The sequence below is a fragment of the Verrucomicrobiota bacterium genome (assembly GCA_039027815.1).
Classification (GTDB): domain Bacteria; phylum Verrucomicrobiota; class Verrucomicrobiia; order Verrucomicrobiales; family JBCCJK01; genus JBCCJK01.
In genome coordinates, this window is sequence record JBCCJK010000017.1 from 35,361 (window position 1) to 54,130 (window position 18,770).

The window sequence follows — 18,770 nt, forward strand, 5'->3', positions numbered from 1 at the left end:
GAAACAGGCGGAAGTGCGCCAAAGGCCGGGAAGCGATCCGAAACGGGGCAAGCCAAGGCGGTCTTATACGAAACTCCAGAATTCACTGGTAGAATGGAGGGGAGGTGGTGTGGGGAAGAGGCGCTGAAGCGCGAGGAAGGGAGAGCCGGTGTCTTTCGAGCCAATTCTGCAGCTTGGTATTAGCGAATCTCGGTCGCTCCAAAGTAAGGTTGAAGGGCCTCGGGAATCGCGATCGATCCATCCTCCCGCTGGTAGGTCTCGATCAGGGCCACGTAGAGTCTAGGCAGGGCCGTGCCCGATCCGTTCAAGGTATGACAAAAACGGTTCTTTTTCTCTTCATCCTTGAACCGGAGATTCATGCGCCGGGCTTGGTAGTCCCCGAAGTTGCTGCAGCTGGAGACTTCCAGGTAAGCTCCGTGCCCCGGGGCCCAGACCTCGATATCATAAGTCTTGGCCGCGCTGAACCCGAGATCGCCCGTGCAGAGTTCGATCGTGCGGTAGTGCAAACCCAATCGCTCCAGAACCTTTTCGGCCTGGCCGGTGAGCGATTCCAAAACGGCCTGGGATTCTTCCGGCCGCACCACCTGCACCAGCTCGACTTTATCAAACTGGTGCATCCGGATCATGCCCTTGCTCTCGCGTCCGGCCGCTCCTGCCTCGCGACGAAAACAGGGCGTGTGCGCGCAATTCCTTATGGGCAGCTCCTTATGAGATAAGAGCTTTTCTCGCTGAAGGTTGGTCACCGGCACCTCAGCCGTGGGGGCCAGGAAAAGTTGCCCGTCCTCTAGGCCATACATGTCGTCTTCAAACTTGGGGAGCTGGCCCGTGCCGATCATGCAATCCCGCTGCACGAGATAGGGCACGGCCACCTCCTCGTAAGCGTGCTCGGTGGTGTGAAGATCCAAAAGGAACTGGATGAGCGCTCGCTGGAGCTTGGCCCCGGCCGAGCGGAAAACCAGATAGCCACTTCCTGAGATGGAAGCAGCGGCCTCAAAGTCGAACAGGCCCAGGTCAGCACCGAGTTCGACGTGATCCTTCGGGCGGAAGGAGAAAGCCGGCTTTTGGGACCAAGCTCGGAGTTCTGGGTTGGCGGTTTCATCGGCCCCCAGCGGACAGTCGAGCTGTGGAAGATTAGGAATCTGGAGGAGGAGGGCCCGTTGGCGATCGGTGGCCTCATCGGCCTTGGTCCCGAGGGCCTTCATCTCCTCGCCGAGCGCTTTGACGGCCGCTTCGATCTCGGAGGTGTCTTCCCCCGCCTTCTTTTTTTGGCCGATCTGCTTGCTGGTCTGATTGCGCTGCGCTTGCAGCTCTTGGCGTCGCGTCTCCAGCTTTCGGCGGTCCTCGTCGCTCGCCAAGACTTGATCCACCAATTCCCAGTGCGCCCCACCACGCGCCCGCAAGCGCTCTTTCACCGAGGCGGCATCTTCACGGAGAAGGCGGATATCCAGCATGGCCCATCCATACGAAAGGCGAGGGGACGGGCAAGGAAAAGGCGGTTCTTTGTGATTTGGGAGTCGACCGAGTAGCGAACGATCGAGCCCTCGAGAAGCCGCTCCCCACCTGCCCACAAAAAAGCGGCGGAGATTTCTCTCCGCCGCTTTGGTTAGATGATTGAGTTGTCCGGGTCAGATTTAGGCCACTTCGCCGTAAGCCGGAGCACCGTGCTCGCCAAGGTCGAGACCTTCAGCCTCTTCCTCTTCGCTCACGCGAACGCCCATCACGATCTTGATGACCAAGAAGACGACGAACGAGAAGGCGAAGGCTGTGGCAGCCACTGCCAAGACACCAACCAGCTGGCCACCGATGGTGAAACCGCTTTCGGTCGTGTCAAAGAGGGCGCAGGCAAGAATTCCCCAGATACCACAAGTTCCATGGACTGAGATGGCACCAACGGGGTCGTCGATTTTGATCTTGTCGAGAACGACCACCGAGAAGACCACGATGACACCGGCGATGAGACCAATCACGATCGAACCCATAGCCGAGACGATGTCAGCATTGGCGGTGATCCCAACCAAACCGGCCAGGAAGCCATTGAGCGCCATGGACAAATCGGGTTTTTTGAGAACGATCCAAGAAGTTCCGATGGCAGCCAAACAGCCACCACTAGCAGCGAGGGCAGTGGTAGTGAAGACCAGACCGAGAGGACCAGGATCGGCGCTCAACACGGAACCGCCGTTGAATCCGAACCAACCAAAGAAAAGGAGGAAAACCCCAATGGCAGCGAGAGGCATATTGTGGCCGAGAATGGGCTTGATGCCCTCCGCAGTGTATTTGCCCTTGCGTGGCCCAAGAATCAGGACGCAGGCCAGTGCAGCGAAACCACCAAAGGCGTGCACCACGGCCGATCCTGCAAAGTCCTTGAATCCAGCAGGATCTCCACCCTCGACAGGGTTGAGCGTGCCGAGCCAGCCGCCGCCCCAGTGCCAAGAACCGACGACCGGATAAGCGAAGCCGACCAAAAGAAGAGCGAAAACCATGAAGGAGGGCAGTTTGATCCGTTCAGCCACGGCCCCTGAGACGATGGTCGCCGCGGTGGCTGCAAACATAGCTTGGAAAATAAAGTCGCCATAACCGGTCATAGCGAGACTGAGGCCTCCGTAGGCCCAGGTGGCACCCCCATCGGCATTCAAGTCTCCAATGGGTCGATAACCAAAGCTGAACCAGCCATTGAAATCACCGGGATAATGAGAATTGAACCCGAAGAGGGCGTAGGTGATCAGGCCGATTGAGATGATGTAGGTGTTTTTGAAGAGGATGTTGACACAGTTTTTCTTCTGCGTCAGGCCTGCTTCGAGGGAGGCGAATCCGAGGTGCATGATGAACACCAGGGCGGCGGCAATCACCGTCCAGAGCATACTGGTGGTGAAGAAGTCAAAAGCCTCGGCATCTTCCCCCTGACCAGCCTTCAATTCGAGGTAGTCAGATGGATCTGCTTGGGCAGTGAAGTCACCCGCAGTCAGCGTAAAGACGGCTGCGAATGCCATGAACAAGTATTTGAACGCGCTTTTCTTCATTATTCGTCGTTTTTTGGTTGGTTCCTGCAGGACCGGTTGTGAAATCCTGCGAGAAGTGCGGATAAAAACTCCGCGCCTGCTTTTCTCTCGGCGTGGCGATTACCACGGATGAGAAAAGAGGGCGCGGAACTTCTCCGTCAAGGCAAAAAAGCAGCCAGCGTGCCAACTTGTTAATTAGCTCAACCGCAGGCGCTTAGCCCAAATTGAGCCCGAACCAAGGCCCTCTGCGCTGGCATTTCCCAATTCTGAGATTGCCTCTTTTCCGTGAGCGATGACTGTGCTTCGATTCCCAGTCTCCCGAGCCATGAAGTTCTCCCCGCGTTTCCTTCCCTTCCTTTTCGCGCTCACGCCGACGACTTGGGCGGAAGAGGCTGCCGACTACTTCCCGCTGCAAGCTGGGAACCAGTGGCTTTACTCAGATACCTGGAATGATTTCGAGACGGGGGAGCGCTTCGCCGACACGTTTCTCGACAAGGTCCAGTTTGTTAGGACGGTCGAGGGCCAAGTCGAAGGGCACGTCGTCTCAGTCTACTTTGACGAGTATAGCAGCTTCGGAGACGCCTTCTACGGAGACCACTACCGCTTCACCATTCGGCTCGATGGCCGGACCGCTCATTGGTCGCAGGAGGAGGAAACGGTGGGTTTTGAGCCCTATTTTGTGCTGGCCGAGAAAGAAGGCGAGACCTTCCCGCTCTACGATGGGGGGACCACCGCCACGGTCCTGGGCCGAGAGGAAATCGCCGTTCCGGCGGGTCTCTTTCTTTGCTATGTCGTCGAGCACAGCACCGAGCTCGATCCGAATGACGAGAACTCATGGGGCCCCCCGGGGGCTCTCAAAGAAATCATCACCGAATACTGGGCCAAAAACGTGGGGCAGATCAAGATGGTCTATCGCTACCAACTCGCAGACGGGAGCTTGGCCGATGGTGAAACCATCGAACTCCTGGAAGCCACCATCGGCGGGAAAAAGATTGGTTCATGAATCCTTTCGTTCTCTCTTCTCTGCTGCTGGCCGGTTCGGCCTTTTCCCTTTTGGCAGAGGGGGCAGAGGGGGCAGAGGGGGCAGAGCAAGCCGGGGACCCGATCCAACAACGCTGGCAAATCGGCGATTTATGGGAATACCGAGTGACCTTCTTTGTGACCGAGTCGGGGGACCCTCTGACCTGCAACTACATCAACAAGGTCCAGTTTGAGCGAGAAGCGGCCGGCAAAGTCTGGCAGCACATGCTGGTGAAATACATTTCGCCCGAAACCCAATGGGGCTTTTTCGGGGCCTTGGGCGAGGCCTTTTCGGGATGGAACCAGAGCTTCTACTTCCAGAGTATTGAAGACGGAGTCATCTCGACCGTTTTCGAGACGAATTTTGAGCAACCCGACCTTCGAGTGCCCTTTTCCAACCCCGTCGGAAGGCCCTTCGCTTTTCTGGAAGGCGAAGGGGTCCGTCTCCCCGACCAGACCATTCAAGTAGGCCAAGAAGAGCTTCTTTGCCATGTCTTCGAAATGACCTACGGCTGGCCCGCTGATGAGCCGGAGCTTCTGGGAGACGAGCACCCTTTCGTGTCCGGTGTGCTCTGGTATCCGGTGGGCACCCGGGAGGTCATCTACGTCGATTATTGGCACCACCGGATCGGCCATGTGGGCGCCGATGGGTATTTGGTCAATGAAGCCGGAGAAAAAGCGCTCTACTCGCGAGACCGGCTGCAACGGTTTCAGCCAGCCGACTGAGGCGAAAGGCAGCGGATCTCGCTCCTTTGCACGGGAGCGCCTTCCCAAAACTCTCCTCAAACCAAGGTTCGGCTCCTTGATCTGTTCATTTGCTATCAGCCAACCGCTTTCATCTTGTCGATGTAAGGCTGTAAAACCTCAAGCGCGTTCAGCCAAGTCTGTTCCGCATCCAGCTTGCGCTTGCCATCCTTGCCTTTCTTTTCCACGATTTTGAAGCCGAGGACAGCCCTCACTTGGGTCTTCTTTTGCTGCTTCAACCAACGGCGAAAGGCCTTGGGGCGCTTGTCTTCATCCAGGTAGGCCAGCTCTCGGAATTCCACTTGGAGCTGCTCCTCTGGACTCTTTCCGAGGGTGGAGAGGAGCTGGCGGGCCAAGCCTTTCTCCGTGGCCCGCACCGCCAGCCAATGCCAGGCATCGCGGCCGGACGGGACTTCCCCCAGAGAGAGGGCCTCACAAGCCGCTTTCACGTGCTCTGGTTTCCAAGCGCCATCTTGAAGAAAGCGGGTCAGCTCAATGTATTCCGGCTCGAGAGTCAGAAGCGCCACCTGGGCTTCTTGGAGAAAGGCCTCAAGCGCGCCTTCCAAGCGGGTCGCCACCTTACGCATCTCGCCCATTCGCTGGAGCTCGGGATGGGCCTGGAGTTGTCGGCGGGCTTCTTCCACGCCTTCGAGGAGGGTCTTCATCACTTTCTTCGATTGGGAGCCAGGCGCGTGATGTAACGAGCCAGCTCAATGTAATCTCTCTTCAAAGGCGTTTGATGGAATCCACCCTTGAGCTGGACGGCCGCGATTTCCTGCTCCACCAGACGGGAGGCGAAGACGGTCTGGCGGACCCGCACTGGGAGGACCGGGGCCCTGCGATTGCTTCGCAGATCGAGGGGAAAGATCTCGGGAAACCAGCGAGTCATCCCCCGGATGGCGAATTCCATATCGCCGATGACGTGTTCGACCTGCGCCCGCCGATCCACGCGATTGAGAATCAAGCCTTCGATCGTCGGCATACGCCCCCGCAGGTCGGACGAAAGAATGGTCTGCGTTTCCGAAATGATTTCGTGGAGCTTCCGCACCAGCAGCTTCAATCCCATGATGCTCAGCTGATCCGGGGTGCAGGGAATGAAGATTTGATGGCTACAAAGCAGAGAAGACCGGGTCAGGTGATGAAAGTTGGGAGGGCAATCAAAAATGACAAAATCATATTCTCCCGCCGAAGTCATGGCCCGGAGGTTCTTGAGGAGATTGGTGTAGTAGTTGACCGTGGTGTAACGGTCGCCAGATTCCTCCAAATGCATCAAGCTAAAGACACCCGGCACCAGATGAAGGCCAGGAATGGGCCCTTCCTCGGCCAGGAACACTTCCCGCTGGATCGCCTCGTGAGGATTCGCGAGATCGCTCGAGATCAGGCCAAAGGAACTGCGCTCGTAGTTGGTCTCATTGAGTCCCGCATCATGGATATCATTGGGATAAAAAAAGTCGCCAAAGCGCTTGGTGCCCATCATCCACATGGAGGAATTGCACTGGGGATCCATATCGATGACGAGAACCCGCTTCCCGAGATCGTGGGCCATACTCGCCGCCACATTCACCGTGAGCGAAGTCTTGCCGACTCCGCCCTTGAAGTTGGACATGCTGATGATGACGGGTTCCATTGATGGCCTAGCTCTCGGGCAGGATTCAGCCGCTCGCTACGCGCATGACCTATTCAGGGCAAATGATTTGTAGCTTCTTCAGGAAAGCTTGCGCGCATTCTCGCCTTCTTCGATCAGCTTCCAAAAATGTTTGGAGCGGCTCAGGGCCTCATCCTCTCCCAAAGGCAGCTTGGTGCGGTAGAAAAAGTCTTCTAGCGTATTGCGATTGAGAACGCGATGGACCACGACGGTCTCCTCCTCAAGAGCGAAGTAGATGCGGTATTCGCTGGCCCGAAAGCGGAAGAGGTCCGCTCCATCGCGCGCCACTTTTCCAAAACGCTCGCCATCCGGTCGATCCAAGTCCTCCGGGGTGACCTGAAATTCATCCAACAAAGCGAGCTGCTCGGTCGGCGCTAGCTGAGAAACCTCCCGCGCGCTGATCTCATTGAAAATGATCTGCAGCATGCGGCTATCCTGCTTGGGGCGCTTCAGGAAGCAACTCGGATTTGCCACGGTAGAGCCGTCGCACTCGCGGAGTGATTCCCGTGAAGATCTCCCACGGAATCGTCCCCGATTTCTCAGCCAATTCCCTGGCCGTCAGCCCCTCTCCCAGCAAGACCACCTCCTGGCCCAAAGTCGGGCCGGGCTCGAGCGCGGTCACATCCACCACTAGTTGGTCCATCGTCACACAACCCAAAATGGGACAACGCTGTCCCGCGATCTCGACCTCGGCCCCTTGGTGGGACAAGCGCCTCGGGTAGCCATCGCCATAGCCGACCGTGACCACCGCCGTGCGCGTCGGTCGATCGGTGCAAAAAGTCCGCCCATAAGACACGGTATGCCCGGCCGGCACGTCTCGGACCAAACCCACGCGCGCCCACCACCGGAGGGCAGGGCGGAGTCGAGCCTGCTCCTCGGCCAAAGGGGACACTCCATACAACATCAAACCTGGGCGCAGCAGCGTCCAAGTGGTCGAGGAAAACCCCAGCAGCCCAGCGCTATTGGCCAAATGAATTTCCAAGGGCTCAAGCGAGCGCTCCTGCATCCAACTCGCCAGCGCCGAGAAGCGCTCCGTTTGCTTTTGGGTGAAGGCCGCGTCCTCGTCCGCGGAAGGAAAATGGCTGTAGAGCCCCGCGATTTTGAGCCCCGGAAGCCGCGCCAGAGCCTCCCAGGTCTCGTGAGCGGCCTCCTCCAGCACCCCGCAGCGCCCCATTCCAGTGTCCACTTTCAGATGAGCCACCACTGGCCCGTCTTTGGCCAAGGCCGCGAAGGCCTCGCCCTCCTCCTTGGAAGAAAGAGCGGGGAGAAAACCGCGTCCCACCACCTCCTCCCGCTCCGCTGGCAAAACCGGCCCCAGCAAATAGACCGTCTCCTGGAGGCCGGCCTCCCGCAGCGTCCTCCCCTCCGCCAAGCCAGCCACCCCAAACCCCTCCACCAAGCCCCTCAAAGCCCGGGCCACTGGGACCATTCCGTGCCCATAGGCATCCGCCTTCACGACCGCCATCAAGCGGCAGTTCCCCCCCGCTTGGTCCCGCGCCACCCGCGCATTGTGACGCAGGGCATCCAGATCGATCTCCACCCAACTCCGGTCCCAGGCCGCGCTATCCAATCTCTCCATGCGAAAGCCAACAAAGGACCGGAGCCACTTCCGGTCAATATTCGGCTTCTACCAAGCTGCAGAATTGGCTGGTAGAATGGCCGAGTGGATTTCGGGCCAGACCAAGGCGCGACGAGGGCGTGGTGCAGGCACCGTAACCGAGGAGCAACGCAGGCCTGGCTCGAAAGACTCCGGCTCTCCCTTCCCCGCGCTTCAGCGCCTCTTCCCCACAACACCTCCCCTCCATTCTAACAGTGAATTCTGGAGCTTGGTATTCTATCCCCGCGCCGAACGAATCTTGCCGACGGAGTCCAAAAGAATGCGCAAGGCCTCCCCCACCTCCTTCCGCGTGGTTTCCGCGCCCAGGCTCAGCCGGAGGCTGTTTTGTGCCTCCTCCCGACTCCGGCCCATGGCCAGCAGGACATGCGAGGGATCAGGACGGCCGCTGGAGCAGGCCGAGCCGGCTGAGGCACAGACACCGCGTTCATCCAAAAGAAGGAGCAACTCCGCGCTCGGCACGCGCGCGAGAGAAAAGCTGGTCACCGTCGGCACGCGCTCCGCTTGGCGACCATGAAAGAGGCACTCCGGAAAGGCCTCTGCCAGCCCTGACTCGAACTCATCCCGCAACTCGCCGACCCGATCCAACTCCCCCGCCGCCAACCGCTCCCCGGCCAGCTCGGCCGCCGCGCCCATCCCGACCACCCCGGCCACATTCTCGGTGCCCGACCGGCGGCCCTCCTCCTGTCCCCCGCCTGGCTGCCGGGGCACAAAGCGCAAAAGCTCTCTCACGTAGAGCGCGCCCACGCCCTTGGGACCAGAAAACTTGTGGGCCGCCAAGGTCGCGAAATCCACCCCCCACCCTGCCAAATCCACCGGAATTTTCCCGACCGCCTGGGCGGCATCGCAGTGAAAGGGCACGCCAGCTCGCGCGCAACGCTCGGCGATTTCTGGAATCGGCTGGAGCACGCCCGTCTCATTGTTGGCCGCCATCACGGAGACCACCGCGGCGGCCTCTCGACTCAAAATCCGTTCCAGCTCATCCAGCAAAAGCCGTCCCTCGCCATCGACTGGCACCCGCACCACGCGCGCCCGTCCCTCCTCCTCGAGCGCCTCAGCAAAGCGGAGCGTGGCGCTGTGCTCCATGGCGGAAACCACCAGGGCCTCTCGTTTTGGCTGCAAGCGAAGACAAGACTCCAGGGCCGCCTGGGTCGCTTCGGTGGCCCCGCCGGTAAAGACCACTTCCCTTGGCTGCGTCTGCAAAAGAGCGGCCACCTGCTCTCGTGCCTTCTCTAGGGCGGCCCGCGCTCGCCGAGCCAAGCGGTAAGAAGAAGAGGGATTGCCAAACTCTTCTCTCAAAAAGGGCAACATCGCCTCCAAGGCCGCCGGCGCGAGCGGGGTCGTGGCGTTGTGATCGAGATAAATCATCCGCAAAAGAACAACCAAAAAGCCCTCCACCCAAAAAGAAAAGACCCCCCCGCCCAAAGCCCCCCTCCCAAATTCCGAATTCCACATTCCCCCTTCCGGATTCTCCATTCCCCCTTCATACTCCTCCATGACCCGTCCGCAGACCCGACTGCTGCTCGCCATCGCGTCCTTCCTGCTTCTTTGCCTCTCCCTCTGGTGGTCGCACGGCTTCTACCAGCGATTGCAAGCGAGCGACGGAGGAGAGCCAAGACTCTTCCGGCTGAGCGACCGGATCTCAACCCTCGAAGTGGTCCAAGACGAAAGCGGCCAACGATTCTTCTCCTTCGAAAGTTCGGAGGGGCCATCCGTGCTCCTCCACCCCGAAGTCTTCGCCGAACAAGTCCAGCAAAGCCAAGAGGAACGCCTCCGCGGCGGCTGGGTCTTTCGCGCGCTCGACATCACGGCCCTGACCGGCCTCTTTTGGGTTGGCCTCGGACTTCTGGGACAATTTCTCTTCACCGGCCGCATGATCGTGCAATGGCTCGCAAGCGAGAAGCAAAAACGTTCCGTGGTGCCGACAGCCTTCTGGTGGATGAGCCTGGGCGGTTCCTCGCTCCTCATCATCTACTTCACCTGGCGAGTGGACATCGTCGGCATCCTCGGCCAATCCACCGGCTGGTTCATCTACCTGCGCAATCTCTGGTTCATTTACAAAAAACCCTGAGGGGAAAAGCGGTCCGATTCACTGGGAGAACGGACGCATCTCTTTCACGTCCGCCCGCCCCTCCTCATACCAAGCTGCAGAATTGGCTGGTAGAATGGCCGAGTGGATTTCGGGCCAGACCAAGGCGCGACGAGGGCGCGGTGCGGGCACCGTAACCGAGGAGCAACGCTGGGCTGGCTCGAAAGACACCGGCTCTTCCTTCCCCGCGCTTCAGCGCCTCTTCCCCACACCTCCTCCCCTCCATTCTTCCAGTGAATTCTGGAGGTTGGTATCACTGCGCTGAGGGCCGGAAAGCCTCGCTTCGGAGCAGGCCACTCGCCTCGCCGACCAAAAAGAGCGAGCCCGTCACCAAAGTGGCCCGATTGCTGGCCAGCGCCGTGGAAAGAGCGGCCTCCAGAGAGACCTCGGTTTGCCAAGGCACCTTCCCGGCCGCCGCCTTGCCCAGGTCCCGCACGGGGAGGGCTCGAGGCGAATTCACCGGCACGAAGACAAACTCCCGCGCAATCGGGCCCAGCCGCTTCAGCAGCCGCTCCGGCTGCTTGTCGGCCAGCGCGCCGAAGACCACGCTCGCCTTCTCCGCCCCAAAGCGGGCCCGCCACGTCGCCACCAAAGCCTCCATGGCCGACTCATTGTGAGCCCCGTCCAAGACCAGCCGCGGGCGGACCTCCTCGAAGCGCCCGGGCCAGCGGGTGGCAGCGATCGCTCGGCGCGCCGTTTCCGGGCCCACCTCCCAGCCACCCCTCTTGAGAGCTGCCCAGGCCAAGGCCGCATTCGCTCGCTGATGTTGGCCGGGAAGGCCACAGTCCCACTCCCCGGGAATCGGCTCCTTCACAAACTCGATCGCCGGATCCTGCTCCCAAAGGACCTCCGCCACTTCCGCCACCTGCCCCGCCGAGACCGCGGGCACCCCGACCTTGAGAATGCCGGCTTTTTCTTGGGCGATCTCGCGCAAGCTTTCGCCCAACCACTTCTGGTGATCCAGCCCGACTGGCGTGAGCGCCACCACTCGCGGTTGCACCAAGTTGGTCGCATCCAATCTCCCCCCCATCCCGGTTTCCAAGACCACCGCCTCGACCGCCTCCTCCTGAAAATACTTCATCGCCAGCGCAAAGGTCAGCTCGAAGAAAGTCGGATGCGGCTCCCACTCGGCGACTTGCTCGCGGAAAAAGCCCAGACCCTCCGCCACCGCCTCCTCCGAAATCATCTCCTGACCGATGCGGATGCGCTCTCGAAAATCCACCAAATGGGGAGAAGTAAACAGCCCCACTCGCCGACCGCTCTCCCGCAAGAGGCGCTCAGCGAAAGCGCAGACCGAGCCCTTCCCATTGGTGCCCGCCACGTGGAGGATACCGGGAGAATCGACCGCGATGCCGCACTCCCCGCACAAGCGCTCGACATTTTCCAGCCCGAGCTTGATTCCGAAAAGCTGCGTGCGGTAGAGCCAATCGAGCGACTCCTGGTAGGTCATGCCGCCCACTCCTGCCGATCCTCACTCCGGACCGCCACCACCTTCTCCGCAGAAGGCCACTCCGGCTGAAACCGATGGCGGGCCGGCTCCGTTTCCACGAAAAACGCCCCCGCCAGCAACTTCAGCAAAACCGCCAACAGAGGGTAGAGAAGGGGGCCGAAGTTCAGGGAGGCCACCTCCATCACACGACCGCCGGCTCGGGCGTTTTGGCGAGGTAGCCGATGATTTGGGACAGCTCTCCCCGCATGTCCTCGCGGCTGACAATCCGATCCACCAATCCATGCTCCATCATGAACTCAGCCGTTTGGAAACCGGGCGGGAGATTCTGGTGGGTGGTTTCCTTGACCACGCGGGGGCCCGCGAAGCCGATCATGCACTTGGGCTCGGCCAGGATGATGTCCCCCAAAGTGGCAAAGCTGGCCGTGACCCCGCCCGTCGTAGGATGCGTCAGAATACTAATGTAGGCGAGGCCAGCTTCGTGATGACGAGCCAAGGCCCCGCTCGTCTTGGCCATCTGCATCAGGCTGAGCATGCCCTCCTGCATCCGCGCCCCCGAAGAAGCGGAAAAAATGAGGACGGGCAGCCCTTCGGCGGTCGCCGTCTCGACCGCCCGGGCGATTTTTTCTCCCACCACCGAACCCATGCTGCCAGCGAAGAATTGGAAATCCATGACCGCGACCACCACCGCTTGGCCGTCGATCTGGAGTCGTCCGGTCACGACCGCATCGTTCATCTCGGTCGCCGCTCGCAGCCGCTTGATCTTCTCGTCATACTTCGCGAAATGAAGTGGGTTCTTGGAAAAGAGCCCCGCGTCGAACTCCTCAAAGGTCCCCTCATCCGCCAGCGACTCGATTCGTTCCTGGGCACTCATGAGGAGGTGGTGGCCGCAGTTGGGGCAGACGCGCAGATTCTTCTTGAGCTCCAGCTCATGGACGGACTCGGTGCAGCCAGTGCATTTGTGCCACAGGCCTTCCGGCATGTCCTCCTTCTTCCGTCCGAGGCCGCTCAAGGGCGGCTTTGAAAAAATTCCCATGTCGTTTGTCGATTGGTATCTTCACTCTAGCCCCTTGCGAGCGTTATGACAACGCACTTCCGCACCCCAGCAGCCAGGAGCACCTCGGCGCAGGCTTGGACCGTGGCCCCGGTCGTGAACACATCATCCACCAGCAGAACCGTCGCCCCCCGCAGCTTCTCCCGCTGGCTAGGCCGCAGGGCGAAGGCTTTACGCATGTTTTGCAGACGGACCTCCCGAGGTAGGGCGGACTGGGTCTCGGTCGCCCGGACACGACGAAGCGCCTTGGCCCAGCGCAGCCCGGAGCGGCGAGCAAAACCGTAGGCCAGCTCCGCCGCTTGGTCGAAACCGCGCCGCCACCGCCGCCTCCAATGCAGCGGCACCGGGACCACCAAGGGCGCGTCCGCTCGCAAAGCCGCGATCTCCGGTCGCTCCCAGACCCGGACCAGCAAATCCGCCAAGAGCCCTCGGCGATGAAAGCGCCGATCAAACTTGAACTCGTGAATCCAAGTCCGCACCCTCCCCTCCGCCAAAAAAGGCGCCCTCGCGAAGGCAAAGGAAAACTGGCGCTCCCGACAATTGGAGCAGGAAAAGGCACCGGAAAACGCTCCCTCAAAATGCTCCCCACAAACACGGCAAAAAGGCTCGCGGACCCGGGGCAGCGTGGCCAGGCAATCTTCGCAGAGCGATCCTGCCAGACCCCCCACCCGGCACAAGACACAAACCGGCGGGAAGACCTTGTCCTCGGCCCAGCGCCGCGCCCGGACCCAGCTTCCGCTCATGCCGACTGGCCCAGCTTGCGGCCCGCCTTCGGACGAGTCAGCCAAAGAAACAGCCCGCCCGTCAACACGACCAAGAAACACGGGAAAAGACCCACGCGGAGATTCTCCCCCAGCCACGGCATGAACTCACCCTCCGCCAAGCCTTGGCCGCCGCGGGAGACCCCACTGTAAAGCTTCAGCCCGAAGACCCAGCCGGCGTGCAGGCCGATCGCACCCCAAATCGACCCCTCCCGCCAGCGCACCGCGCCCAAAACCGCCCCCACCGCCAAGAGCGTTAGCAACTCCGCCAAAAGAAAATTGACCTCCACGAAATTCTCCAAAATCGAGGCCAAGAGCCGAAAGCCCGCGTCCCAACCGACCTCCTCATCCCGCAGCGCAAAACCCTCCTGCGGCTGGAGAAAATGGACGACCGCGAACAGCACCGTCACAAAAACCCAGGTCCCCCTCATGGAGAAACTCCGCAGCACCAAGGCCACCAACAAGCCCCGAAAGAAAAACTCCTCCAAAAGCGAAACGCCGATGGCCGCCGTGAGCGCCTCCTGACCCTCGTTCCACCACTCCGGCTCTGGGCGCATCTCGTAGGCCCCCCATCGCAAGAACCCCCACCCCCCGGCCAAAAGAATCCCCGCGGCCAGCCCGAACCCCAGCAAGAGGTGCCCCCAGCCAAAAGGATTCTTCCGGAAACCAAGAGACAGCCCCCGCAGGCCAATCCAGCGGGCGAAGGGGAAAAAAAGTAGGACCGCCGCCAGCAGAACCGCTCGATTGAAATAACGTGGAAAGCCACTCGTGCTCAAAACCCGGTGGAGGTAAGCGAAGAGCCCCTCCTCCGCCCGCGCAAAAGCCGGCCACTCCGCCAGCCCCTTGCCAAACTGAAAGAGCACCGGCGTCAAAAGAGCGCCCAGCACCGCGACTGAAAGGAAGTAGAGAGCGATCTTGGTGGCGTCGTGTCGAAGCATAGGGCCCTGCGAGTCTCGCGCTCGGCCCTCCCGGGTCAAATCCGAAAGCCACCCCTCGCTCACCCTTCCTCTGCTCAGGCCGGAATCCCTTCTGGATTGCTTCTTTTTATAATTTTTATTACAATGATAATCTCCATGTTGTTTATCCGTGCCCTTCTCGGCCTTTTTTGCCTGGCCTCGACCGCTTCCGCCCTCCTGGTTCGCAGCTACGACATGGAGAGGCACGCCCGCTTCGCCTCGGGGTATCCGGATGCCCCGCTCGCCAACGGCTCGGAGGCCTTCCTGCTGGCGGGTCATGACTTGAGTGGGGTGGGCTGGAACGCGGCCAACCCCAGCCAAAGCGTCGCCCTCCTCTCCCCCCAGCACTTCGTGGGCGCGAACCACTTCCGCATCGGCATCGGGGCCACCGTCCACTTTCTCACGCCCGAGGGCCTCCTCACCAGCGAAACGGTCAATGCCATCACCCACATCAAAAACGGGGAGGGCGAGAACACCGATCTCTACATCGGCCACCTGCTGCAACCAGTCGAAGGCGCTACCCCCTTTGCCGTGACCAACCTCACGGAGCTGCAACTGGTGGGCGAAACCGCCTACCTCTACGGCAAAACCGCTCGCGTCGGCACCAGCACCATCACCGCTTTCCAAGACTTCGGGGCCGATCCCCTCACGAGCGGCGCCGGCATCCAGGAAACCCGCACCTTCACCACCTCCTATAATTCCCTGGGTGGCGCTGGCGATGACGCCCGGCTCGAAAGCGGCGACTCCGGGAGCCCCACCTTCGTCATCCAGGAGGGGCAGCTCGCTCTGGCCGGGACCCACACCGCCATCCTCGAATCGGGCAATCTTACCACCAGCTACGACAGTTCGGTCGGCAGCTACCTCGATCAAATTCAAGCCACCCTCGCGCTCGATGGCTACTCGCTCACCGTCATCCCCGAACCCTCCACCAGCCTCTTGCTCCTGAGCGGTCTGCTGCCCCTCCTGCGCCGCCGCCGGTAGTGAGTTTTCCTTTTCCTTCGCCGCGAACCGGCCTAGGCTGAGACCGCGAGGTCATGATCAGGCACGAATGGCGAGCCACCCAGGAGGACGGGGCCACGCGCCTCTACCGTCTGACCTTTGACCGCTCCCAGTGGCGACTTCGCTCCCGTCTAAAACGGGAAGAAGAATGGCAAGACCACCAGCCCCTCAGCCGGGCCGAGGCCGAGGCGGCCCGGGAAGTCGTCTGGAACAAATACCAGCGAAAACGCGGGGCCTGGAAATACGTCGACTCCCTGGACGCCCTCGTGGAACGCCTCGGCGGGGAGCGGCTCGTGAAAGACCCATGAGCCCCTTGGACAAAGGACTCCTTCGGGGCCCGGACGGTCGCCCGCGCTGCCCATGGCAGGGGAACCAGCCGGACTACCTGGCCTACCACGACTACGAATGGGGGCGCCCCGTGGCGGACGACTTCCGGCTCTTCGAAAAGATCTGCCTGGAAGGCTTCCAAGCCGGCCTCAGTTGGCTGACCATCTTGCGAAAGCGGGAACACTTCCGCCGGGCCTTCTGCGGCTTTGACTTTCACCAAGTGGCCCGTTTCGGCCCCGCCGAGATCACCCGCCTCCTGGCGAATCCTGGCATCGTCCGGCATCGACGAAAAATCGAAGCCACCATCCAAAACGCCCGGGCCGCCCTCGCCATGGTTGAGAAAGAAGGCAGCCTGGCCGCCTGGTTTTGGCAATGGGAGCCGGGACCCCCAGCCCGCCCCCGGCGCGCCACCTGGGCCGATCGGCAAGCCATCGACCAGACCACGGAATCGATGGCCCTCAGCCGCGAACTCAAAGCCCGAGGATGGACCTTCGTCGGCCCCGTAACCGCCTACGCCTTCATGCAAGCCATGGGCCTGGTGAACGATCACTTGGAAGGCTGCTTTGTGCGCCGCGAAGTGAAAGAAGAGCGGGCGCGCTTTCTCCCGCCGTCCCAGAGAGCTACCGGCTCTTGAAGCGATTGTGACCCATCCCCCTAGCGAGCAGTCTATCGACGGCGTGGCTTCGGGAGACTGTTTTCTTTCATCCAAACCCCAAAGCGTTGGCTCAAAAGTGACTTCAAATCCGCCCTGCGAAGCCTCTGAAACTTGGGATCGATGCCGGAAAGCCGGACCGCGAGCTTGTCCAGGGTCGCTCGGTGAACCCTCAGCCGCTCCTCGCTCTCAGGATCCATTTTGTGGTCATACCACGCCTGAAAAACCTCCTCGAGATCACCCTTCGATAGCATGCTCGAGAGCGTTCGAGAGGTCAGCCAAAGCAGGAGTCTTTTCGCCATGCCACAAATCCCAAGACTCTTTCAGCATGCTGATTTGGGCTTCCAGCTTGCCGGAGCTGTAGTCGACTAGGTTCAGGTTGGCCTCTGCGACAAAGGCAGATTTTTCACGAAAAACACTGCCCAGGGCGATCAGTCCCGAGACGATGGTCTGGTGCCAGGCCAACTGGGATGGGGTGACCTGCGCTAGCCGGTGAAGACACAGATCGGTGTAGCTCAAAAAGCTGACCATATCGGTCCAACGCACCCATGAAACAAGAAAGGCCTTCTCGCTCTTTTCCTCCTGAGAGACTTGTTCGGAAACCTCCCGAATGACTCGACCCGCCCAATTCCACTCCACCGCGCTGAAATCGTCCGAATCAGAGGGCGGCTTGGAAGCGGATTGATCGAACAGATCTTCCATCCCCACTTCTACGGCCGCAGATCGACTCGGGCAAGTGGAGGCCAGGAGAATTTCCCAGCCCTAGTGGTTGGAAACGTAACCGCTTCTCACATGGAGATCGTCTGGTTCAAACGGGATCTGCGGGTCACCGACCACGCACCCCTCACGCGCGCGCTCGGCCAGGGACCGACCGCTGCGCTCTTCGTCTATGAAGACGAGCTCCTCTTTGCGGACGACTTTGCGGGGCGTCACCTCCACTTCCTGAACGACTGTTTGCAGGACCTGCGAGAGGAGCTGGCCAGCTTGCAGGTGCCCCTGCTCCTGAGGCGGGGAGAAGTCACCCAAGTCCTGACCCGTCTCGCCCCCACCCGTCTCTGGAGCCACCAAGAAACAGGCAACGCCCTCACCTACCGCCGGGACCAACGCGTGGCCCAATGGTGTCGAGAAAACCACGTGCCTTGGCAGGAAAGCCCCCAGACCGGAGTCATCCGTCGCCTGGAAAATCGAGATGGCTGGGCCAAGCGCTGGGCCCGCCGCATGAACGAGCCGGTTCTGCCTCCACCCACTCCCCAAGCGCTTGCAGCCAAGCCGAGCAGCTGGGAGCCGGGGGAGCAGCTCTCCGGCCAAGACTTGGGCCTGGCCCCCGACCCCTTGCAGGATCGACAGCCAGGCGGCCGCCCCCAGGCCTTGGCCCTCTTGGACAGTTTCCTTCTGGAGCGCGGGCAACACTACTCCCGAGAAATGTCCAGCCCGGTGACCGCCTACGAAGCCTGCTCCCGCCTCTCGCCCCACTTTGCCTTCGGCAGTGTAAGCATCCGGGAAGCCTACCAGACGGTCACCTTGCATCGCGCCGAGCTTTACCGCAGGAAGGCCGAAGGCGAAGCCATGGCGCCGGGTTGGTTCTCCGCCCTCAAGTCCTTCTTGGCCCGCCTTCGTTGGCACTGCCACTTCATGCAAAAGCTCGAGGATGAACCCGAGATCGAATTCCGCAATTTCTCGCGCGCCTACGATGGCTTGCGGGAGCCACATTGGAGCGAGGAGCGCTTCCAAGCGTGGGTCGAGGGCCGCACGGGCTACCCCTTGGTCGATGCCTGCATGCGCGCCCTGACCGCCACCGGCTGGCTGAACTTTCGCATGCGGGCCATGCTCATGAGCTTCGCCAGCTACCACCTCTGGCTCCACTGGCGGCGAACCGGCCTCCACCTGGCCAAGCTCTTCGTGGACTTCGAGCCCGGCATCCACTGGAGCCAATCTCAGATGCAGAGCGGCACCACCGGCATCAACACCCTGCGCGTCTACTCCCCGACCAAGCAACTCCTCGACCAAGACCCCGAAGGCGTCTTCGTCCGCCGCTGGGTCCCCGAACTGGCCCAAGTGCCCGACCGCTACCTAGCCGAGCCCCACACCATGCCGGAATTGGAGCAGCAAATGGCGGGCTGCGTCATCGGCCGGGACTACCCCGCCCCCATCGTGGACCACCAAACCGCTTACCGAGAAGCGCAGCAAAAAATGCGCTCCGTGCGGAGCCGCCGAGAAAGCCGCCAAGAAGCCGATGCCGTCCAGGCCAAACACGGGAGCCGGAAGCGGACGACCTCAAAGTGGAGGTGATACCAACCTCCAGAATACACTGGAAGAATGGAGGGGAGGTGTTGTGGGGAAGAGGCGCTGAAGCGCGGGGAAGGGAGAGCCGGTGTCTTTCGAGCCAGCCCTGCGTTGCTCCTCGGTTACGGTGCCTGCACCGCGCCCTCGTCGCGCCTTGGTCTGGCCCGAAATCCACTCGGCCA

The 18,770-nt window shown here is 61.0% G+C and carries 21 protein-coding genes; 7 read left to right on the top strand and 14 right to left on the bottom strand.

Annotated elements, in window-relative coordinates:
• Window positions 1-179 precede the first annotated feature (179 nt).
• Together serS and AAF555_06485 are read right to left on the bottom strand one after the other, a co-directional pair.
• Window positions 180-1,451, bottom strand: coding sequence for a serine--tRNA ligase (gene serS, locus AAF555_06480; GenBank protein MEM6911214.1), 1,272 nt, complete (start codon window positions 1,449-1,451; stop codon window positions 180-182).
• Between the two features lie 180 nt (window positions 1,452-1,631).
• Window positions 1,632-3,017, bottom strand: coding sequence for an ammonium transporter (locus AAF555_06485; GenBank protein MEM6911215.1), 1,386 nt, complete (start codon window positions 3,015-3,017; stop codon window positions 1,632-1,634).
• A gap of 304 nt (window positions 3,018-3,321) precedes the next feature.
• On the opposite strand from AAF555_06485, the gene AAF555_06490 reads away from it, so the two are divergent.
• Window positions 3,322-3,999: a hypothetical protein gene (locus AAF555_06490; protein MEM6911216.1), complete on the top strand. Its 678-nt coding sequence runs from the start codon at window positions 3,322-3,324 to the stop codon at window positions 3,997-3,999.
• Window positions 3,996-4,742 (top strand): hypothetical protein, encoded by a 747-nt coding sequence (locus AAF555_06495; protein ID MEM6911217.1) that lies wholly within the window; start codon window positions 3,996-3,998, stop codon window positions 4,740-4,742. The genes AAF555_06490 and AAF555_06495 overlap by 4 nt, the downstream gene beginning before the upstream one ends.
• Window positions 4,743-4,837: 95 nt before the next feature.
• Here the strand turns inward: AAF555_06495 and AAF555_06500 are convergent, their stop codons facing one another.
• The 5 genes from AAF555_06500 to AAF555_06520 form a co-directional block, all read right to left on the bottom strand.
• A complete protein-coding gene (locus tag AAF555_06500; GenBank protein ID MEM6911218.1) occupies window positions 4,838-5,425 on the bottom strand; it encodes a hypothetical protein in 588 nt (195 codons plus the stop codon).
• Window positions 5,425-6,387 carry a ParA family protein gene (locus AAF555_06505; GenBank protein MEM6911219.1) on the bottom strand — a complete coding sequence of 321 codons (963 nt, stop codon included), beginning with the start codon at window positions 6,385-6,387 and terminating at the stop codon, window positions 5,425-5,427. Before AAF555_06505 ends, AAF555_06500 begins: the two co-directional genes overlap by 1 nt.
• 78 nt (window positions 6,388-6,465) lie before the next feature.
• Complete coding sequence (locus AAF555_06510; protein ID MEM6911220.1) at window positions 6,466-6,831, bottom strand: hypothetical protein; 366 nt, start codon at window positions 6,829-6,831, stop codon at window positions 6,466-6,468.
• Between the two features lie 4 nt (window positions 6,832-6,835).
• Window positions 6,836-7,984, bottom strand: a complete 1,149-nt coding sequence (gene alr, locus AAF555_06515; GenBank protein MEM6911221.1) for an alanine racemase — start codon at window positions 7,982-7,984, stop codon at window positions 6,836-6,838.
• A gap of 255 nt (window positions 7,985-8,239) precedes the next feature.
• Entirely contained in the window at window positions 8,240-9,550 is a 1,311-nt protein-coding gene (locus tag AAF555_06520) for a cysteine desulfurase family protein (GenBank protein ID MEM6911222.1), read from the bottom strand.
• A 283-nt stretch (window positions 9,551-9,833) separates the two neighbouring features.
• On the opposite strand from AAF555_06520, the gene AAF555_06525 reads away from it, so the two are divergent.
• On the top strand, window positions 9,834-10,091 hold the full coding sequence (locus AAF555_06525) for a lipid-A-disaccharide synthase N-terminal domain-containing protein (GenBank protein MEM6911223.1): 258 nt from the start codon (window positions 9,834-9,836) through the stop codon (window positions 10,089-10,091).
• Window positions 10,092-10,362: 271 nt separating this feature from the next.
• Here the strand turns inward: AAF555_06525 and AAF555_06530 are convergent, their stop codons facing one another.
• Genes AAF555_06530 through AAF555_06550 form a run of 5 tightly spaced genes read right to left on the bottom strand, consistent with a single transcriptional unit; the run spans window position 10,363 to window position 14,309 of the window.
• Entirely contained in the window at window positions 10,363-11,559 is a 1,197-nt protein-coding gene (locus AAF555_06530; GenBank protein MEM6911224.1) for a folylpolyglutamate synthase/dihydrofolate synthase family protein, read from the bottom strand.
• On the bottom strand, window positions 11,556-11,741 hold the full coding sequence (locus AAF555_06535; GenBank protein MEM6911225.1) for a hypothetical protein: 186 nt from the start codon (window positions 11,739-11,741) through the stop codon (window positions 11,556-11,558). Before AAF555_06535 ends, AAF555_06530 begins: the two co-directional genes overlap by 4 nt.
• Window positions 11,741-12,592: an acetyl-CoA carboxylase, carboxyltransferase subunit beta gene (gene accD, locus AAF555_06540; protein ID MEM6911226.1), complete on the bottom strand. Its 852-nt coding sequence runs from the start codon at window positions 12,590-12,592 to the stop codon at window positions 11,741-11,743. The genes AAF555_06535 and accD overlap by 1 nt, the downstream gene beginning before the upstream one ends.
• 26 nt (window positions 12,593-12,618) lie before the next feature.
• Complete coding sequence (locus AAF555_06545; GenBank protein MEM6911227.1) at window positions 12,619-13,353, bottom strand: ComF family protein; 735 nt, start codon at window positions 13,351-13,353, stop codon at window positions 12,619-12,621.
• Window positions 13,350-14,309 (bottom strand): CPBP family intramembrane glutamic endopeptidase, encoded by a 960-nt coding sequence (locus tag AAF555_06550; protein ID MEM6911228.1) that lies wholly within the window; start codon window positions 14,307-14,309, stop codon window positions 13,350-13,352. Before AAF555_06550 ends, AAF555_06545 begins: the two co-directional genes overlap by 4 nt.
• 135 nt (window positions 14,310-14,444) lie before the next feature.
• Between AAF555_06550 and AAF555_06555 the strand changes: the two genes are divergently transcribed.
• From AAF555_06555 to AAF555_06565, 3 genes are read left to right on the top strand one after another with little or no spacing between them, the layout of a single operon-like run.
• Window positions 14,445-15,308 carry a hypothetical protein gene (locus AAF555_06555; GenBank protein MEM6911229.1) on the top strand — a complete coding sequence of 288 codons (864 nt, stop codon included), beginning with the start codon at window positions 14,445-14,447 and terminating at the stop codon, window positions 15,306-15,308.
• A gap of 53 nt (window positions 15,309-15,361) precedes the next feature.
• Window positions 15,362-15,634: a hypothetical protein gene (locus AAF555_06560; protein MEM6911230.1), complete on the top strand. Its 273-nt coding sequence runs from the start codon at window positions 15,362-15,364 to the stop codon at window positions 15,632-15,634.
• On the top strand, window positions 15,631-16,287 hold the full coding sequence (locus AAF555_06565) for a DNA-3-methyladenine glycosylase I (GenBank protein ID MEM6911231.1): 657 nt from the start codon (window positions 15,631-15,633) through the stop codon (window positions 16,285-16,287). The genes AAF555_06560 and AAF555_06565 overlap by 4 nt, the downstream gene beginning before the upstream one ends.
• A gap of 32 nt (window positions 16,288-16,319) precedes the next feature.
• Here the strand turns inward: AAF555_06565 and AAF555_06570 are convergent, their stop codons facing one another.
• Together AAF555_06570 and AAF555_06575 are read right to left on the bottom strand one after the other, a co-directional pair.
• Window positions 16,320-16,505, bottom strand: coding sequence for a hypothetical protein (locus AAF555_06570; protein MEM6911232.1), 186 nt, complete (start codon window positions 16,503-16,505; stop codon window positions 16,320-16,322).
• A gap of 37 nt (window positions 16,506-16,542) precedes the next feature.
• Window positions 16,543-17,007 (bottom strand): hypothetical protein, encoded by a 465-nt coding sequence (locus AAF555_06575; protein ID MEM6911233.1) that lies wholly within the window; start codon window positions 17,005-17,007, stop codon window positions 16,543-16,545.
• 90 nt (window positions 17,008-17,097) lie between these two features.
• On the opposite strand from AAF555_06575, the gene AAF555_06580 reads away from it, so the two are divergent.
• Window positions 17,098-18,594, top strand: coding sequence for a deoxyribodipyrimidine photo-lyase/cryptochrome family protein (locus AAF555_06580; protein MEM6911234.1), 1,497 nt, complete (start codon window positions 17,098-17,100; stop codon window positions 18,592-18,594).
• Window positions 18,595-18,770: the final 176 nt, after the last annotated feature.

What these genes read in the sequence shown, in the direction of transcription:
- AAF555_06580 (MEM6911234.1), top strand. Translation starts at nt 17,098, where the DNA reads ATGGAGATCGTCTGGTTCAAACGGGATCTGCGGGTCACCGACCACGCA.
- alr (MEM6911221.1), bottom strand. Translation starts at nt 7,984, where the DNA reads ATGGAGAGATTGGATAGCGCGGCCTGGGACCGGAGTTGGGTGGAGATC.
- AAF555_06485 (MEM6911215.1), bottom strand. Translation starts at nt 3,017, where the DNA reads ATGAAGAAAAGCGCGTTCAAATACTTGTTCATGGCATTCGCAGCCGTC.
- AAF555_06550 (MEM6911228.1), bottom strand. Translation starts at nt 14,309, where the DNA reads ATGCTTCGACACGACGCCACCAAGATCGCTCTCTACTTCCTTTCAGTC.
- AAF555_06545 (MEM6911227.1), bottom strand. Translation starts at nt 13,353, where the DNA reads ATGAGCGGAAGCTGGGTCCGGGCGCGGCGCTGGGCCGAGGACAAGGTC.
- AAF555_06535 (MEM6911225.1), bottom strand. Translation starts at nt 11,741, where the DNA reads ATGGAGGTGGCCTCCCTGAACTTCGGCCCCCTTCTCTACCCTCTGTTG.
- AAF555_06520 (MEM6911222.1), bottom strand. Translation starts at nt 9,550, where the DNA reads ATGGCGAGCAGCAGTCGGGTCTGCGGACGGGTCATGGAGGAGTATGAA.
- AAF555_06495 (MEM6911217.1), top strand. Translation starts at nt 3,996, where the DNA reads ATGAATCCTTTCGTTCTCTCTTCTCTGCTGCTGGCCGGTTCGGCCTTT.
- AAF555_06560 (MEM6911230.1), top strand. Translation starts at nt 15,362, where the DNA reads ATGATCAGGCACGAATGGCGAGCCACCCAGGAGGACGGGGCCACGCGC.
- AAF555_06510 (MEM6911220.1), bottom strand. Translation starts at nt 6,831, where the DNA reads ATGCTGCAGATCATTTTCAATGAGATCAGCGCGCGGGAGGTTTCTCAG.
- AAF555_06490 (MEM6911216.1), top strand. Translation starts at nt 3,322, where the DNA reads ATGAAGTTCTCCCCGCGTTTCCTTCCCTTCCTTTTCGCGCTCACGCCG.
- AAF555_06565 (MEM6911231.1), top strand. Translation starts at nt 15,631, where the DNA reads ATGAGCCCCTTGGACAAAGGACTCCTTCGGGGCCCGGACGGTCGCCCG.
- AAF555_06500 (MEM6911218.1), bottom strand. Translation starts at nt 5,425, where the DNA reads ATGAAGACCCTCCTCGAAGGCGTGGAAGAAGCCCGCCGACAACTCCAG.
- AAF555_06555 (MEM6911229.1), top strand. Translation starts at nt 14,445, where the DNA reads ATGTTGTTTATCCGTGCCCTTCTCGGCCTTTTTTGCCTGGCCTCGACC.
- accD (MEM6911226.1), bottom strand. Translation starts at nt 12,592, where the DNA reads ATGGGAATTTTTTCAAAGCCGCCCTTGAGCGGCCTCGGACGGAAGAAG.
- AAF555_06530 (MEM6911224.1), bottom strand. Translation starts at nt 11,559, where the DNA reads ATGACCTACCAGGAGTCGCTCGATTGGCTCTACCGCACGCAGCTTTTC.
- serS (MEM6911214.1), bottom strand. Translation starts at nt 1,451, where the DNA reads ATGCTGGATATCCGCCTTCTCCGTGAAGATGCCGCCTCGGTGAAAGAG.
- AAF555_06505 (MEM6911219.1), bottom strand. Translation starts at nt 6,387, where the DNA reads ATGGAACCCGTCATCATCAGCATGTCCAACTTCAAGGGCGGAGTCGGC.
- AAF555_06570 (MEM6911232.1), bottom strand. Translation starts at nt 16,505, where the DNA reads ATGGATCCTGAGAGCGAGGAGCGGCTGAGGGTTCACCGAGCGACCCTG.
- AAF555_06575 (MEM6911233.1), bottom strand. Translation starts at nt 17,007, where the DNA reads ATGGAAGATCTGTTCGATCAATCCGCTTCCAAGCCGCCCTCTGATTCG.